The organism is uncultured Microscilla sp. (assembly GCF_947493425.1).
In the GTDB taxonomy this organism is placed as follows: Bacteria; Bacteroidota; Bacteroidia; order Cytophagales; family Microscillaceae; genus Microscilla.
In genome coordinates this window covers 1-18047 of the sequence record NZ_CANLRP010000171.1, presented here as the reverse complement: position 1 = coordinate 18047, position 18047 = coordinate 1, and the positions used below count along the sequence as shown (strand labels likewise).

At 48.0% G+C, this 18047-nt stretch carries 4 protein-coding genes; all 4 read right to left on the bottom strand.

Features of this window, described 5'->3' with window-relative positions:
• Positions 1–29 precede the first annotated feature (29 nt).
• The 4 genes from Q0954_RS27605 to Q0954_RS27590 all read right to left on the bottom strand — a co-directional run bounded on the left by Q0954_RS27605 (position 30) and on the right by Q0954_RS27590 (position 17821).
• Positions 30–689 carry a hypothetical protein gene (locus Q0954_RS27605; RefSeq protein WP_299462928.1) on the bottom strand — a complete coding sequence of 220 codons (660 nt, stop codon included), beginning with the start codon at positions 687–689 and terminating at the stop codon, positions 30–32.
• A 225-nt stretch (positions 690–914) separates the two neighbouring features.
• Positions 915–15404, bottom strand: a complete 14490-nt coding sequence (locus Q0954_RS27600; RefSeq protein WP_299462925.1) for a hemopexin repeat-containing protein — start codon at positions 15402–15404, stop codon at positions 915–917.
• 55 nt (positions 15405–15459) lie between these two features.
• Positions 15460–17331 carry a hypothetical protein gene (locus tag Q0954_RS27595; protein ID WP_299462922.1) on the bottom strand — a complete coding sequence of 624 codons (1872 nt, stop codon included), beginning with the start codon at positions 17329–17331 and terminating at the stop codon, positions 15460–15462.
• A 40-nt stretch (positions 17332–17371) separates the two neighbouring features.
• The gene (locus tag Q0954_RS27590) at positions 17372–17821 is read right to left on the bottom strand and encodes a hypothetical protein (RefSeq protein WP_299462919.1); all 450 of its coding nucleotides are present in this window, start codon (positions 17819–17821) and stop codon (positions 17372–17374) included.
• Positions 17822–18047 lie beyond the last annotated feature (226 nt).

The following is an 18047-nucleotide window of genomic DNA, read 5'->3' as shown; positions in this document are numbered from 1 at the left end:
AAATTCCTTATCATATTGTTTCATAATAACTAAGATAACGGACTCTTCTTACTCTCACAACAAATGTAGCAATTCCACTTGCCGTTCGCGTTTTTGGCGGGGTGAATCTCGCGCCCCTTGCCCAAGTCTTTTTTAGGCTTGAGCCCCGCTTGCAAGCTTTGCCCTTTTGCATCGCCCTCAGCGGCGGCATCGTCTACAAACAAGCCCGCCCGCTTTTCGGCGTCGGTTGCCTCGCTCTTTTTGGGCAAATACACGGTTTTGCCCTTGGCGTTGTTGCTGGGGTAAATACTGCGTCCCTTGCCAATATCAAATTTAGGCTTGCCGTCTTTTACCAGTTCTTTGCCTGGTTTGTCGCCCAAGGCATCTTCGTCGCTCACAAACAGCCCCTTGGCTTTTTCTAAATCCGAAGCGTCGCTCTCGGTGGGCAAATACACGGTTTTGCCGTTTTCGTCTTTGCTGGGGTACACACTGCGCCCCTTGCCTATGTCATATTTGGGCTTTTTGCCCTTGGTCACAGGTTTGGGGTCTTCGCTCCCCGCGCGTTCGGCGCGCCGCTGACTGCCCTCACCGTCGCCATCGCCGCCCTTGTCACCCGCGCTTTTGCGCTTTTTGGTTTTGGGGGCATCGGCACCCGCTTTAGCCGCCGCTTCCTTTTCCGCCTTTTTGCGTTTTTTTCTTTTCTTCAACATGGGTTGTATGTTTAAAAAAGCCTGACAGGTTTTTGACCCTGCCAGGCGTGAAATTATTAAATTTGAGAAAATGCAAGTAGGGGTGGGTAGTCGTTTTCCAGGTGATACCTCCCTTGTCAACATGACAAGCAAAGCGTAGCGCAAGTCTAAAGACTCCCTTTGGTCAATTCCTTAGTGGAAATTTTATAGCACATGCGTCAGCGACTCCCGACTACCAACTATCACCTAAACCTTCGCCTTATACACCACTACCATCTCAGCGTTTTTGATGGCAGTTTTGTCACCTTTGACGGCAAACTTCCAAGCCGTACCGTTTTTGGCAATGCTTAGCCCAGCCGCATCTACATATTTGTTGTTGCCCAAGTTGTAGGCATCATTGAGGCTAAAGGTGGCAGTTTTGTCACCTTCGTATTGGTACCTCACAAATATGCCCATGATGCGGGCGCTTGCCATACCGGGGAACATGTCGCGGCTAATGTTCAAGGTCATTTCCTTGCCATCGCCCAGCATAAGCTCGTTCCATTGTTCGGGGAAGTTGTACGCCAAGTCGAAGAAACTGGCGGTTTCGTAAGGCTTGAGCGCGCCCCTTACTGCGGCGGCAAAGTTTTCGCCACCTTGGTCGGCAGTATAGCGCAGCTTCACGGTTACATCCAGCAAGTCGTTCAGGTTGTAGTCGCCGTGCTTGCCGCCCAGCTCTAGTCGCCACGACGACACCGCGCCCGTGCCTTCAAACGGCAAGTAGCGTTCGTCGGCAAAGTTGAGCTCAAACATGCCATTGTTCTCGGTGTACTCGTCTACATAAGACAAAGCCACTTGTTGGTTTACCTTCCAGTCGGTGCGAATGCTACTTGGTTGCTCCTCTACAGGGTTCAGCAAGTACTTCACTGCCTTGGCATCGGGCTCCATTACCACCTTGTTGTTCAACTGGGTAAGGGTGGCATTGATGGTTTGCCCCTCGCCTATGTCAAACGCCAACGAGATGGTCTTGATTTGGCGGTTGTAGTGCCCTGGGAAGTCATAGTCAAACAAAGCTTCGTTGAGGCGGAACTCGCACATGCCCTTGTTTTTGAGCTGCAAGAAAGCGAGCGGGTCGAGTTTCAACAGCGATATGTTTTTGGTAATTTCCATACTGCGGCTGTCTTGTTCGATGTAGGCTTTTTCCATACGGTCTAAGTCCAAATCCAGCTTTTCGCCCGAAAGCAAACCCTTACGGGTGCTGTCCCAATACATGCCCCGCACAAAATTGACGTCTGCCATTTTGCTACCTGTCTCAAACTGGAAGGCGCGCTCGGCTTGTTTGGCGTAGTCGTGGGCGTGCTTGTAGGTTTGGTAAAACATACCTGATAGCTTGCCAGCCATCCAACCGTAGAGTTGTTCGTTCGAGAACTTTTCCTTCATAAAGCGGGCAACGTCTTCGTTGTTTTTCATGTCCTTTTTATGAATTTCAAGCTCGCGTTCGGCAATCTCTTTTTGCAGTTGGGCGCTGGCTATTTGGTGCTCAAGCTGTTTGATTTCGCTGGTCGACATCAAGATTTGTAAATCCCAATCTTGCTCCATACGCTCAAACTGGGCTTGCATACCAAATATTTCGCCCAAGGTGCTCAAAGGCTCCGAGGCACCTGACACTGCCTTCGCAAATTGCTCTAGCATAGAACCTATGTTGCGTCCTCCTGAGGTAACCCCAAAACTGAATGGGCCAGCGGTTACTTGAGGTACTACATAAGACAAACCACTCACAATGTCAGCCAACACTCCAGCCGCTTGGATACCAGCCGACACTGTCATCAAACGGATTTGGTTTTGCTCGCTCGAGAGCATTCCGTCTTTTTTGAGGTCTTCGTGGTGCTTTTTCTGGTCTTCGGCGCTGCGTTTGCTTTCTTCGAGATTTTTGATGTTCTCGATGGCATCGGCAATTTGGTTTTCCTTGATCTGGGTGTTCAGGTCAAGAATGAGCGCTTCTTGCTTGTTTTGCAAAATGCTGAGTTCTTCGGCGTCCTTTTTCTCTATAGTGCCCAGCAAGTCGTTGCCAAACTGGGTCACCTTGCCTGTAAGCTCACGGGCTTTGCTTAGCATATAAGTAAAGCGGTAGTGAGGCACGGGCGCCGCCATATTGTCCAAGGCAGCACTTAAGCCACCGCCACCTGCTACAGCATTTACCAACGCCATAGGGTCTATAGGAGGTTGGAACAGGGGCAGCTCTTGCTTGATGCCCAAAATATTGAGGCAATGCCTAATTTTGTACAGGCGATCTTCTACCCTATTCCAATACTCGATAAACAATTCGTTTTCGGGCACAAAGAAATAAGGGTTCAGAATGGTGTCGTTGGGCGTACCCGCGCCACCTGGTGCACTATTGTCGGCATTGTTCTCTATGTCGAGCAGCAACTCGTACATTTCTTCGTCGTTTTCCAACTCGCTGTACATTTTTGCTTCCGACAACAGGCGTTTGCCCATGTTTTGGGGCTTTTCGCCCAACAAGTCATACGCCAACACATAGAGCATGCGCGCTTCGTTGATCGACTCGCGGGTGTATTGCCTAAACAACATATCGCCCCAGTCTATCAAGTTGTCGATGTACGCCATCACAATCGCCTTTTGGTAGGCAGGAGTACGCAACGCTGCTATAGCATGCGGGTCAAAAGGATCGTTGAGGTATTGGCGAATTTGCCCCACCGACGTTTTTTCGTAGGCAGTTTGTGCCGCATTCAAGTCATTGATCAACTTCTTGAGCTTGGTCTTTAAATCCTGCGAAGTAGTGCTGTCGTTCTCCAGCTCACTGATTTTAGCCCTCAAGGTTTCTGCCGTTGGCCAGTGTCCTTCGGGCAATTGTCTGCCGTTGAGTTCTTCGGCGAGTTGTGCCAAGGCGTCTACTTCGGCTTGCATGGTTGCCAAGTCCTCAGGGCTTACCAAATCTGTGAGTTGGTCAATTGCAGGTTCTACAACTCCCCACTGTGTCACCAAATCCTTGATCTTGTTGGTGCCTTCTTGTTGAAAAGGCAAAAACTGCCAAAAACCTTGGGTAGCTGCTTCGCCCGCCGATGGATCGAAAATGTGTTCGTACCATTTTTTTGCCTCGTCAAACTTTTGCCCCGTGTTCAGGGTTTGGGCAATGAGGTAAGGCGCGTGGAAGAAAATCTCCCAGTAGTAAATACTGTTGGCGCTTTGGTAGTCTAAGCCCTCTTCCAAAGGCACCCTTTCTTCGTTCACCTCTCCTTGTTCTAACCTAATGGTGGTAGAGTCAGACTGGGTCAAGCTAAACTTAGGCGTCTCGTTTATGCCCTGCGTTTCCAGGCTCAGCAAAGCATCTAAACCATCTTGATAAAACAGCTTTTTGTTGAGCTCGGTACCCGTACTAGAAGTAATGCGAATGACGTCGTACTTGCTGCTTAGTTTTTCGTTGGGCAGGTTGGCATCTTCGCCCGCTTTGTCATATTCAATGTAGTCGCCTACTTTTTCGCCCTCCGCGTTTTTCACATCGCCAAACAAATACATCTTGTCTTGGTCGTTCAACCCTGCCTTTAGCCCAGTCAAAAAGCCCTTGGGCACGTTAAACCAATTGCCTTCTACGGGTTTGCCCACTGGCGCGCCTTTAGCAGCGTACATGGTGGTGCCGCCCACTTGGTAAAACAAATAAGGCTTGGCGGGAGCATCTGCTTGGTTGCTGTCTTGCGTAAAGGCGGCAGTAATTGCCTGCCTTGGGAAACCGTCCACGTTTTCGCCCATGGCTTTGGGGTAACCATCGTCTGTCAGGAGGTCTATTGTTTTATCACCCTTCAGCGTATAGCGCACGTATTGACCATTGGCAAACAAGAACAAGGCGCCATCGTGGGCAACTGCCGCATCTATTTTTTTGCCAGCTTCTAAAAACTTATTAGGCACTTTACCCCATCGGTCTTTGATGCTTTGCTCATCATTTAGGTCTGCCGAGGTTACATACTTCCTAGCAGTATTGTCAAAGAAGTAAGTAGTGCCACTTTTATGGAAAGCCGCATCAATCTTATCCCAGTTGGGTAAGTCTTCGGTGTTGCCTGTGATGGCTCTTGGATAACCACTGTCTACCACTTTGGGGATAGAGTCATCACTGAACAAAGTATAGCGCACATATTGGTTGCCTGAGGTCATATACAGCTTGCCATCTTTTAGCCAAGTGGCGTCCATGCGTCCGCCCTTTTGGATGTTGTTGGCGTTTGATATGGTACCCCAAACACTTTTGATGGATTGTGCATTGTTCCAATCATAATCTCTCAGACTAATCGTAGCATCTTTCTTAAGATACTTTCCATTGTAAAAAACGTGAATTTTGCTGACTCCATTTTCCACAGCGGCAAAAGCTGCCAGTTTTCTTCCATTGGCTGTAAATACCCTGTATCCTGTTGGCAATGTAACATCAGCATCTACCACACTCGAGTCTACCAAGTTCAATGTGCCACCACTATTTGATTTAGCATATAAATACTCTTCACCATCCAAGGTGGTAAAATATAGACGGGTGCTGTTACTTGCTGATATGGTGGCATTTTTTATCAACATATCTTTTATGGCAATATAGGTTGCATTGCTGGTGTTGGCATATCCCAAATCTTGCAATAATGCTCCTACTGTGCCAGAGTTTGATCCCGACTCAAGAACCCCAATACCAGAGTAACGGTAATATTGATCACCTACAATCAAGTAAATCCTCTCGTTCGCTCCTTCGTCCCACACAAAAGCAGCATCTACCCCTTCTTTCCACCAACGATCCTTGATAGGCTCTCCATCTCCCGAATCTTCCGTGGTTTTGTATTGATCTCCTAAGAAACCATAGCCAATCCCTTCATCTGTGTCATTAGGAAGTTCAAATGCCGCATCAAACTTTGTCCAGCCAAAAGGCAAGCTATCCAGCGCACTTGGGGCACTTTCTGCTACCTCAAAGTCATCGCCTTTGTAGGTAATGTACTCATTGCCCAAGCTCATGTGGGTGTTGCCATTTTCTCTTGTCCAAACACTGTCTACCTGCCCCGTGCGGCTTATTTGAGAATGCCCAAGCGCCCAGCGACTGGTATTATTTTTTGCTTCAATATCCCAAGTACACTCATCCAAGCCCTTATTGGTTTCGTTGCTTTGGTAAAACTGGTCACCCGCAAACAAATAAAGGTGTCCGTCGGGTCCTTTGGTAATGGCATCTACCGAGGTAATGCCCTCAGGCAAGTTGTTCAGGTTCGCCAATAAATGCGATTGCTCGTTAAAGTCAGTTGACGACTCGGTAGGCTTGCACAAGAAACTGGCTTCTTTGTAATCAAAGCTAAACCAATGGTTGTTAGTAGCATCTTTGGCGGTGTTCAAGAAAATACTACTCGTCACTTCGTCAAAGTTTTCGCTGCTTGCCATGATGCGTTCAAACACCTCTCGCCCATCGTTGATGGCAAACTTGGCAAGTTCGCTTACGTCGGTTTCTCTACCACTGTCGAGCCCTTGAGTCAGGTAAAACGACTGGTATTTATGCTCTACTTGCTTTTTGGCATCATCGAGCGAAATACCAATGCCATAGTTGCGCAACACCTGCTCCGAGTTTTTAATCACGGCTTCTACCAAGCGAGGGTCGCCCACCCAATAGCTGCATCTAATCAAGATATTTTCGTGGTCGTTGTCGTCGCGAGTGGTCGCCTTTTCTACGGCAAGCTCTACGTTTGATATGGTGTTAGAGTAAGCCACAGGGTTAGCCAAGGTAGCCGAGTCTTTGGCTTCTTTAGTACGCGGCGTTTCTCTTATCAAGAGCTCCTTTTTCACCCTCAAGGTTTGGGGCACTGCCCATTCTTTGTTCAGGTTATAATAAGAATAAAACACCTTTACCACATGGTCGGCAGCTCCGTTAGAGGTAATAGACTTGTCTTCCGAATCGCCCACGGCTTTTACTGTGCCTTCGCTGGCGCCTTCGAGTTCTTTTTCGGTGCGCGTCCAAAACGAAAACACCTTGCCAAAGGCAAACACGGGGTACACCTTGTCGGATTCTATCTGAATGTTGGTTTCGAGCCAAGGTCCCCACAAAGCGCCGTCGGTATCGCCGTTGTAAAAAGTAGCCAAACGGTAATAATACACGCGCGGATCGCTCTTGGTGTAGCCAAATAGCACCAGGTTTTTGTCGGCTTCGTTGATGGCATCGTCGTATACATAGCCCCCGCAAATGGTCAAGCCCGAAACGGTGGTGTATTCGTCAATGTATTTTTTGTATGCCTTCAGCACCAAGTCTTCGGTTACCTCGCCCTGTTGCAAGTCGTCTTCCATTTGGGCAAAGGCAGGGGTTTTGGTATCGCGTAGCTCAGGGCGAATGTAGTTTTCAGGATACAAAAACACCTTGCGGTTGGCTTCCCACACGCGGTAGTTTTTCATCCATTCCCACCACTTCTTCAAGCGTTGTTTTACTTGTTGTTCCCTTACTTGCCCGTTCTCGTCATCGTTTTCGGGAGTAGGCGCCTCTAGGCTGATAAAGTAACGGTGGAAGTACAACTGAGTAGCGGCAATGGCTTCTTTTACGCGTGAAGTTACCCCACAACTGCCCATTTCCACATCAATCAATAAGCTTTGGTACAAGTCGCGGGCGTTGTCTAGGTTGGCGTCGTGGTGGATCACATAAGGCACCAACACATCGCGTTTTGCCACGTTGAGCTCGTTGTGTAGCTTGGCTTCTAGCTTTTCCCAGTCTTGAGGGCTGTTGAGCGCGCCCAAGTATTTGTACAACTCGTTTACTACTTCGTCTAGCTTTACATCGGAACTTTTGTACAGCTTTGTCCACACGTTTTCATACACATCCGCAGGTTTTACCCCTAGTTGGTTGGTCACGGCAAAAATATCTACCATGCGCAACACCATTTCTAGGTCGAAGTGCTCTTCGAAGTCGCTGGTTTTCAGGCGATGGTCTAAAAATACTTGGTGGCGTTTCAGCCATTTTACTTGTTCCACGTCCCAGTCAAACAAGCCCGCCAAGGTTTGGTAAGGCGTTTTTTTGTAGCCTTGCGCTTTGTGCAAAAAGCTGCTCAGGGTTTGCTCCTCAAACTGATACATCTGGCTCAAGTGCTTCATCCGAGCAATTGCCTTGAGGTCGGTCAGCAAATAGTCTGCGTGACAAGCCCCCCAACGATCCGACATATTTTGCGGAAAGTTTTTGTCCATGCAGTGGTAAGGCATTTGGCTATAGCGTATATACTGATCGCCCTTGGTGAGGTAGGTCCTGCCCTCAAACACAAATGCATGGGCTACGCCCGCTTGGAACTGAGCAGGTAAGTCGCGCCACAAGTCGGTGATGAGCTGCGGGTGGTCGTCTGCCATAAACTCATCGTCAGGGTGGGCATAGCGAATATACTCGTTACCTTTGAGCACATACAAGTAGCCACCGGGGGCAATAAAGGCAGTGTTTATGGTGCCATCGCCTGCCGTAAAGCTGTTGTCTTTGCCTGCCCAAATGTCCTTGACCTTGGCTAGAGTAGTACCTGCTCCACTCACAAAATATTGCTCATCTTTGAAGAAATAAAACTTCGCATCGCTTCCGCTAAATACCGCGTCGATGCCCAAGTGAACCAATGCGGGCAAAGTGTCAGTAATGCCCAAGTCTTGCGCCAAGCTGTCCCTAATGGTTTTGGGATAACCCGCATCTATGTACTCTAGGTCGTCGCCCGAATACACCACATATTGGTCGCCCGAAAACAAATACAAGGCATCGATAATTTCTTTGTCCTCGTCTGTGCCTTTGTGCAGTTTTGCCTTCAGCGCCGCGTCAACCTTGTTGTGGGTTTGCAAGTTGTTGCGTAGCTTGCCCAACAGGTCGATGCTGTAGCAGCGTTCGGTGTGGGTAGACACCGCGTGCATTTTGTTATCAGCGGTCAGCAAATAAATACTTCCTTGGTTGGCGAAAGCCGCTTGAATGTTGCGATCAAAATCTTGAGGAAGTTGCGCAAAGCCCGCTTCTTTTCTCAAATTGTTGAAAATGGCTTTGGGGTAACCCGCATCTAGGTAACGGTAGCTACTGCCCGAATAACGGTAAAACTGGTCACCCACAAACAAGTAGGTCAAGTGCCCCAACACCAAGGTAGCGTCAATTTTGTCGCCCGTAGCAATGTTGTTGTCGAGCGTGCCCCAATGGTCTTTTACCAAGGTAGGGCCTTCGAAACTACCATCTTTCTTAAGGGTCACAAAGTGGTCTTTGTGGCTCAATTGATCTTCGTAAAAGAAGTAGGTTTGCTCGTCGCTTCCCTTAAAGATTGTCTTGATGTGCAACAAGTTGTGACAATTGTCGGGGTCGAGCACTTCGGGCAAATCGTGCCACAAACGGCTGATGTTTTCGGGATAGTGCCAATGCTTTTTGTGGGCATCGTAGCGCACAAACTGATTGCCATGAATGAGGTACATTTGTTCGTCTTCAAACAATACCGCTTCTACCTTGTCGAAGCCTTGGCTCACATACAAAGCAGGAATGCCCCACCAGCTCATGTCGGTCGTATACGGCTCGGCGTCGGGTGTGTCGTAGCGGCTGCCACTATAAGTAATATAGCGCATGTAGCCTTGCTCGTTGGGTGCTTCAAACAAATAGGTCACCCCATCTTTTACAAAAGCCAAGTCTACATTATCTAGCCCGCCCCAATCGGCAGCAATGCTTTTGGGTGCTTCTTTTATTTTACCATCTTTATCATTTGCACCATCTTTGGAATATTTAGTGCCTTTTTCATAGGTAACATATTGGTTGCCGCTAAACAAATAGGTATTGCCATCGCGTCCCACAAAAGCCGCATCGATCCTACTACAATGGGCTATTTTGTTGGGCGAACGCCCCCACTCATCGGCAATGTCAAACTCCCGCTTAAGCTCAAGGTCAAAGTATTGGTTGTCCTTAAACAAATAGGTGTTGCCATCGGTGCCTTGCAGCACACTGTCGAGCTCTTTGCGGTAGTTTTCGGGAATGTCTTGATTGAGCATGAGGCGAGGCATTCCATCTTCATCCTTCATTGCTTTGCCTTCCAAGGCAGCCTTACGTGTCCATTCTTCAGTATTGCCTTTGCTCACATACAAAGTACCATCTTCAGCAATGGTTCCTATTGTCAAAGGGTTGCTTCCAAAGTCGTACTCCCTGTACAACTCCTCGGCAATCACATGCATTTTATCCCCTTTGAACAAATACACATGGCGCCTGTCGGCAAATGCCGCATCAATGCCCTCACTACAATCTATAGTCAAGTGTTTGAAACGAGGCTCTTTGCTCAGTTGGGTCAATGGCTTGGGGTAGCCGCTGTCTACCTTGTCGTAAGTGTCGCCCGTATAGCGGTAAAACTGGGTACCCGCAAACAAATAAGTATGTTGGTGCTCGGTAACAGTAGGCGCAGGCATAGGCTGGTTCTTGTCCATCACCTTCACCTTGTCTTCGTCGGTCATTGCTTCGGTTTCGCGCGAAATAAGGCTTACTGCCGCGTCCACGCTTCCGCCCTCTGCCAATGGGTTGTGCACCTTGCCCCAATATTCGGCAATGCTGAGGGTTTTGCCGTCTACCATGCGGTCGCACTTGCTGCCCGCGTAGCGTGCAAACTGGTCGCCAAAGAAAAGGTAAGTGTAGCCATCTTTGCCCACAAAAGCCGCGTCTATTTTGTCATCAGCACCCAACGGCAAATCTTTCCAATGGTCAGTAATTTTGGCAGGCTCCGACCACCAACGATGGATGTAATCAAAATAGACAAATTGGTCTTTGGCAAACAAATAGGTTTTGCCGTTGCCACTCAACACCGCGTCGGCGTTGGTAAAGTCAACTTGGTCGCCTTTTTTGGTCAAGGCAAAAGGCAAGTTCCACCAGTTATCGTCGGTAGCCTTGGGGTATTCCTTGTCAGCCTCGCTGTAGTCGTTGCACGAGTAGCGCACATACACCTCTTTGTTTTCGGCATTTGTGCCAAACAAATAGGTTTTGCCATCGAGCACAAAGGCGGCATCTATAGTCTTGAGCCCGCCCCAAGCTTCGGCATTGGCTTTAGGGTATTCGGCGTTGGCGTGGCGGTAGTCTTCGCCCGTGTAGCGGTAATGTTGGTCGCCGCTAAAAATGTAGGTATAGCCATCTAGCCCCACAAAAGCCGCGTCTACCTGGGCGTTATCACGGTCAAAAGTGCTGGTAAGTTTTCCCCAAGTGTCTTTGGTTTCTTTAGCTTCAATCAAGGCAAAGCTACCATCGGTATTTATGCTAAAGGTGAGGTGCATGCCCTTGCTAAACAAATGCAGCTTGCCGTCGAAACCTGCAAAGGCAGCTTCTATTCCATATTTGCAAAACTCTTTGGGCAAGCCCGCAAATAACTCTTCTATAGGCATAGGCGAACCTTGGCGCATCAACACGCCTTCGTTTTCGAGGCTGTCGGTATACACGATTACTTCGCTGCCCGCAAATATGTACAGTTTTTCGCCAATGGTACAGCTCGCATCTACCTTGTCGAGGTCATAAAAGTTGGTTTTTACCTTGCCCCATACATCGCGAATGTTGCGTTTTTGGGTGAAATCGTCGGAGCTGATAAAATAATTGTCCTTAAAGAAAAAGGTGTTGCCTTCGTGGGCAAATGCCGCGTCTATAGCCTCCTCGAAGCCTACAGGCAAGTTGCTCTGGGCGGATTCGTGGTGCCAGTTTTCGGCAATCTTTTTGGGGTAACCCTCGTCGGCAATGCGCTGGTTGTCCGAAGTAGCATCATAGCCCTCAGAATAACGCAAGTATTGGTCGCCCGCAAACAAATAGGTGCGCCCGTTGCGGTCGGTAAAGGCGGCATCTATGTTTTCGATGGTCTCCAGCTCGGTAGGCACTTTGCCCCAGGCGTGGTCTTCTTGCAGTTCCCACTCTTTTGCGTCAGCCGCTTTTTTATAATATTCCGAGCCCGATATTATCCATACATTGTTGGCTGCGTCGGCAAAGGTGGCGTTTATGGGTTTGTTGCCGTATTTTTCGCAAAACAAAGCAATCAAATCTACGTGAGGCGCTTCGAGCGGCAAATCTAACAAGTTGTAGGTTTGGGCATCGAATATCCAGTATTTCGTCTCGTAGAACATATACACCAAGCCATCGACCTCGAGCAAAAAGTCAAACTTGGCGTGACCAATTTCGGTAGGCAAAGCAAGGCTTTCGGGAAACTTGCGCACCAAGTCTTGTTCTCTAAATGCCACCTCAGTATCTTGCTTATTGAGCTTGAGTTTGTTTGCCAAGCCCGCAAATTGTTTGACCCTGCGAAATGCTGTCTTGAACCTATGGTGGTGAGGCACCATTGCCAAGTTATCTTGAGTACCCACGGTTTGCAACACTGGCAACATGAGGGCTTCTATGAGGGCGTCTTTGGTTTCGAATATGTGGGCACAAATCACCTCCATTACTTCAGCCGACACGCCCAAGGTGTCTTGCAGCACCGCAAACACCACCGCTTGCTGGCGCATAGCTTGGTCTTTGATCTTGCCCACAATGGCGGCAATGGCGGCAGTCATTTCTTTTGCCACGGCGTGCAACACAAAGAAAATATCCTTGTTGTAATCGTCGTAGCCGTGCACCTTAAAGTCGAGCGCGTTGTTTACATTGGCAAAGTACGCCAACATGTCGAGCTTGATGGTATAGTCGGCAATGTCTTGCTCGTCTACCAAAATGCGGTACAAATTGGTGGCTTCTTCTAGAGTGAGCCCGCCCACCATAAAATCTTCGGCAAACAATTCATACTTTTTGGCAGCAGCCAACACTCCAGCCACGGTTTTAAAAATCAACTGGTTGCCTTGTTCGCCAAAGTAGGTGCCCGCGTTGAACTGGGCAGCGTTGGCGTTGTCGGCAAAAAAGCTCAAGTGCGCTTCTTTTACCCAACCATCCTCTAAATGCTCGGCGGCAATGCCTTGGTAGGCAAGCTTGCCCACTAGTTGGGTTGCCAAAGGTTTGAGGTCGGTTTTGGCAAAGGTGTCGAACCCTTGCTTGAAACCCGTGATTTGCTGCTTGAGCAAGTCTAAGATTTGGTGGCGGTGCGGGTAAAACATCAGCGCCAGCTTAAAGTCGGCTACATCAGTGGCAAGCAAAGCCGCCTTGTCGGTAAATACTTGGTGGTGGTCGATGTATTGGTTAAACTTCAAGTTTTCTATCAAATCGTCTAACTCAATATCGAGCAAGGGCAAGGCTTCCGCCAAAGTGTCTTTTTTGAGCATGAGCTTGCCCGTGGCAAATTGCGCTATTTTTCCGCTCAACAAAGCGTGCGCATCGGCAGCCACCGCGCTCAAGTCTACGTTGACCTCAAACAGCCCCAAGTTGCTTGGGTAGGCAAAAAATTCGGGGTCTACCAAGGCGCCATCTGCCTCTAGGTATTGGTTAAATTCCAGGTTGCTCAATAACTCTTCGGCGTGGGCTTCGCTGATGCCCATTTTGAGCAAGTCGGACAAATACAGCGACACTTCTACCGCGTCTTTGTTGCCCACTATAGCCAAGGCGTCTTTGTACAATTCGTGCAAACGCATAAACAAAGGTTGGCGGTAGTGGCTCAAGTCAGTCGATAGGGCAAAATCGGTAGCCGTGGCGGGCAAGGCAGTTTCCTGCAATACCCCTTCGGGGCTCAAGTAGCCCATCATCACCAAGTTTTGGTACAACTTGTCGAGCAGGGCAGCTTCTAACCCCAAGTGCTCAAAATCGAGCGGGCTCAAGTGTCCCAAAGTTTTCAAAGCTTCGTAGGCAATTTCGCGCACTTGGTCGGCTTTGTAAAACATGAGGCGGTTATCGGCAGTCGACAATACGTCTTTGGGCTCGGCAAGCAGGCTTTCGGCAAGCATGCGCGATTGGCGCTCGTCGAAACGCCCTCCCTTGAACAAATCATTGCCAAACGCCACGGGCTTAAATTGCTGGTACATGTTGTTGAGCAACTCAAGGTCGGCTTGTTGGCTTGCTTCGCGTGCTTTTGCTAGCTTTTGGGCTTGTACCGTCATCAAGCTCAATGCCTCAGGGGTGTCTTCGGGGCAATCTTCAGCGTCGGCTTCGGCCTCGCCACAAAAACGGTCGCCTACCATCATTTGCAACTCTTCGGCAGTAAAGCCCGCCTTTTGCATCCATTGGTTGAGCCCCCACAAAGCTTGCACCAACCACATGCGGGTGGTTATGTTTGGGTCAGGTTTCGGGTCATTATCTTCGCGCGCATCTTCTGCGCTGATGATGCCATAACAACTCTGAGGAGTGCTTGCCAACCCTTCATCGATAAACAATTGAAAACTGTTGTAAATGCGGATGGCAGGGTCTTTTTCCAACACGTCGAACAGGGTCAACAGTGCTTCTGCCGATAGGTCCAATAGTTGGGCAAGGGTGACCACGCGGTGCAACAACGACAAGGCGACAAAGCTGGTACTTAGGTTTACCTCGGCTTGGAAGGGGGCGACGCCTTCTTTTCTCAATTTTGCAATAATGAAAATCAAATCGTTTTCACTAATGCCCAAGGCTTTGCTCAAGCGCGTCCTTAGTTCGGCATTGTCTGCCGACAAACTATCGGCTACTGGAACCACCCATTTGGTGTATTTTGGGTCGGCGTTGTCATCGGTTGGGTAATGCACGGGGGCAGCAATGCCTGTAGGGGCAAAAAACTGCTTGTCTATTTCCGTCCAACGCCCATTATACACGCGGTTAAACAAGTCGAGCGGCGTATCGGTTGCCTTGTCCTTGTTGCCGTGCCCCAAGTGGTTCATGTCGGCAAACAAGCTGCACACCTTGTCTATAGACAATTCGGTTTGTGCCTGTATTTTTTTGATGATGGCAAGGCGGCGGTAAGTGGTTGCCGTGCCAGGCGTTTCGTTATGACCTTGGTTGCTGATATTGTTATCGCAGCAAGTGCGCAACACCAAGTCGAGGTCGGTAAAAGACCAGTCAAGCACGCGCGCCAAGCGAATGAAACGATTGGCACGGTCGAACCAACTTTCGGGAATGTTGGCATCAGCTTCGCTCCATACAATCTGTTCTTCGTTGGCATCGAGCATGGCGTAGCCACCAGCAGCCTTGGCATTGGTAAAAAAGCCGCTTGCCTTGCCAGCCATCAGCTCTTCTGTGCTCAAGTGCTGAAACAAGAGTTCGCGCACTTCTTCGGGCTTGAGCCCCGTGAGGTGCATAAAAGTGGCTACAGGAAAAGCTTTAGTATTTTTAAAGTCAAAGGTGGTAGCCTCTTCATCACCATATATTTTGTTCAGTTCGGCATCTTTGTGCTCCTCCAACAAAAAGCTGGCAGTTTCTTTAGACAAGCCCAAGTAAGTGTTTGCCAAGATGTCGTTGTCGGGGTTGGTAGCAAACAGCTTGTGCAATTGCTCGGCGCTGATGCCCAACTCGCGCAAATACATTTTGAACTGCTCGTTCTCTAGGTTGAAAGGCAAGTTGAACGGAAACTTTGCTTCTTTTAAGAGACTGGCGTAAGGATCAGCTACTCGATCAGCCTTATAATTAGGGTCATTGCTTGGCAAAGGATTTGGGTCTGCCTTTGCCTCCAGCAATTCGTTGACAATGTCGAGGTAAGGAATGATGCTAAATGTGTTTTCGACATCGAGCAACACCTCTGGAATGTCGGCACGTTTGCCCTGTAGCACATCGCCTTCGAACTCGTCTTCGTAGAGCTGTAGCAAATCGGCTAAATAAGCGGCGGGTGATAGCACCGAACGGGCTTGGTCGCCTTCTTTAAAGTCAAATTCCCCGAAAATTTCGCCATAGTCTGGCAAGTCGGGAATGTTATTATTCACGTTACTCATTGATTATGAATGTTTTATTGGTTTTGTTTTTGGTTTGTTTTTTTGGAATAGTTATCTATCTACCAAATTTGAAATGATGCTTACTATCAGTAATCAGATTATTCATCGTGCTTGTCAATATACTGATATTACCAGTTGCATTATAAAGCCTGTTAGTTGCATTGTTACCAGAATGAGGCTTCAAATGGGTTTTGGAAGATGCAGGAGCACCTACACTTGCAGGAGCACCATTGGGATGGTGGTGTAATACAAATTCTCCTTCAGGTCTACCATTTGAGTTTTGCCCTGAAATTTTTTGTCCGTTGCTGTCTGTAATATGAAATTTGTACTCAAGTGTGCCATTACCTAAATCCTGATAACTCTTTCCAGAAGTAGCATGGGTTGTATCCAATTTTATATTAAAAACACCTTCATTGATTAGGGTATTCAACTTGCTTGACCATTCACTAAGTTTCTTTTCCTTATCTATATCATGCAAAGCTACCCTACCCAATTCATTTTTACGAGTTGCCAAACTCGCAGCAGGATAATTTTTAAAACCCTGATCAATTTGGTTGGCATCTAACCCCAAGCGTTGGGATAAATCTAATGTCTCTCCCAGCTCCCTTGCGCTAAGTTGATGACTATTATTTTTTAGTTTAAGTAAAAATGACGCATCAGTTCCTTGTGGTAGTTTTTGCAATAGGTTGGCTGTACCTTGAATTTTCAAAGACTTTGCGACCGTAATAAAATCTTGTCTGGCTTTTAATGAGCCAATGCGAGGTTTGATGGCATCAATGTTATTTGCAACAGTCGTAACTGTTCCTGAGCCTGCGTTGCTACTTTTCAGTCTATCTAAAAGTCTCAAACTATCAGCACCTGCATCAGCAAATTTTTTAACAGTAGCAACATCATAATTCTTTATAAGACCAACTACATCACGTGTGAAAGAGGCTTTTCCACCAGAGGGAATACCTAGCGCTGACGGCAAAAAGCTTTGTATATCACCTGCCACCTCATTTATTGTAGCAGAATCGAGCCCTGCCCTATTCATTTCATCCAGAAGGTTAACTCCATCATCGTCAGCCTCAGCAATTTTTCCCAGTGCATCTGTAGTAACCCCTTGATTGATAAGATTATTTACCTCGTCAGCCCCAAGCCTAGAAACAAGAGTTGTGTGTGCATCAATGCTACGGGAAGTAGCCCCATTAGGTAAACTGTCAGGATTACCTTCGTTCAAAGCCTTTAGCTTACCTTTTACCACATCGGCATCCGATACCCCTCTCAAGCTTGAAATAAAATCGAACAACTGTCGTGAGGTAACATTGCCGCCACGTATGCCAGTCATCAGCGCCTCAGTTGCCTCATTTTTCTCAATTTTGAAAGTAGCTGTTCCATTGCTGGCATTTGTCTCCAAACCAGTAATTTTGTATGCATCTTTGGCAACCTTCATCAAAGCCAACAATAGCTTCCCCATCTTGGTGTTTTGCAAGATGTTGTCTAAAGTATCCCTCAGATTTGCGCCTTCAGGTATGTCAAATGCCACCTCTTCAGGAAATCCATTGGGGTGGTTTGCTTCCCCAATGCGTGCATGCAGGCTTTCCGCCACAGCATCATAAGCGGAACGGTCTTCTACCCGCTCGCCATTCACAAAATCTACTTTGATTTTTTTTGGTTTTGAGTAAGCCTGTATTTGGGTATTGCCTTCGCCCAGCCTAGCCCCAGTAACACGCTCTCCATCGCTTGCTCCTAGTTGTTTATAAATTTTCTTGCCTTCGTCATTGTCTGGATGTACCTCAAAGGTATAATCTGTTGGGGGCGCACTGGCAGACGAAGCTGCACTTTCAGCCTTTTGTCTGCGGTCTTCGACACTATCACCAGAAGCGTCAGAAGCCACGCTTCCTCTTCTTTTTTTCTTTCTAGTCTGAGTTGTTCTATCTCCACTCATAACTCTCTCATTTTAAAAAATTTAACCATGATTTAAATTCCTACATCCTAGCCGCCCCCATGTGTGGCTCGTTGCTTTGCAACATGTGCATGTATTGCAATAGCACTTGGCTGCGTTGGGTCAAGGCGTTTTGGTAGGTTTCTAGTATTTGCTCTTCTTGCCCGTCGAACAAGGGCAGGTATTCGCGGATAAACCGCTGGCGAGGCATCGAGGCTATTTGCAAACTCGAATGGATGTTTTTGCCCAGCAATGCCTTGATCACCCTGTCTTTTTCGGCAGGGTTGCCTTCGGGCACTATTTTGTGCAAGCGTTGGTATGCCTTGAGCTGGGTAATGAGCGCTTCGCGGCTTCGCTTGAGGCGGTTCCAGTTGCAGCCGTCTAGCAAGGCGGCGTCTTTCAGGTTGGCGGTGGCTAGGTTCAGCCCCGCGTTTTGCTTCATAAAGCGGTCGAGCTTGGTGAAGCTTTCTTTGGTAAAGTCTATTTTGTTCATTTTTTTAGTTGTTAGTTGGGAGTCAGTAGTCGGGAGTTGGTAGCTTCTACAGCCTCAAGCTTTTAGCGGCAAGTCTTTAGTCCCGAAGAATTGAGGGATAAGGCTGCTTTACCAGCAACTAATCAAGCGTTAATTTTTGATGCTTTATGACTTACGTTTCGCCCAAATGGGAATCAGAAAATGAAACTTGTTCAAGTCCTAAATAGGCACTTGGGCTTATTTTTAA

Coding starts and splice junctions, on each gene's coding strand:
- Q0954_RS27605 (WP_299462928.1), bottom strand. CDS start 689: ATGTTGAAGAAAAGAAAAAAACGCAAAAAGGCGGAAAAGGAAGCGGCG.
- Q0954_RS27600 (WP_299462925.1), bottom strand. CDS start 15,404: ATGAGTAACGTGAATAATAACATTCCCGACTTGCCAGACTATGGCGAA.
- Q0954_RS27595 (WP_299462922.1), bottom strand. CDS start 17,331: ATGAGTGGAGATAGAACAACTCAGACTAGAAAGAAAAAAAGAAGAGGA.
- Q0954_RS27590 (WP_299462919.1), bottom strand. CDS start 17,821: ATGAACAAAATAGACTTTACCAAAGAAAGCTTCACCAAGCTCGACCGC.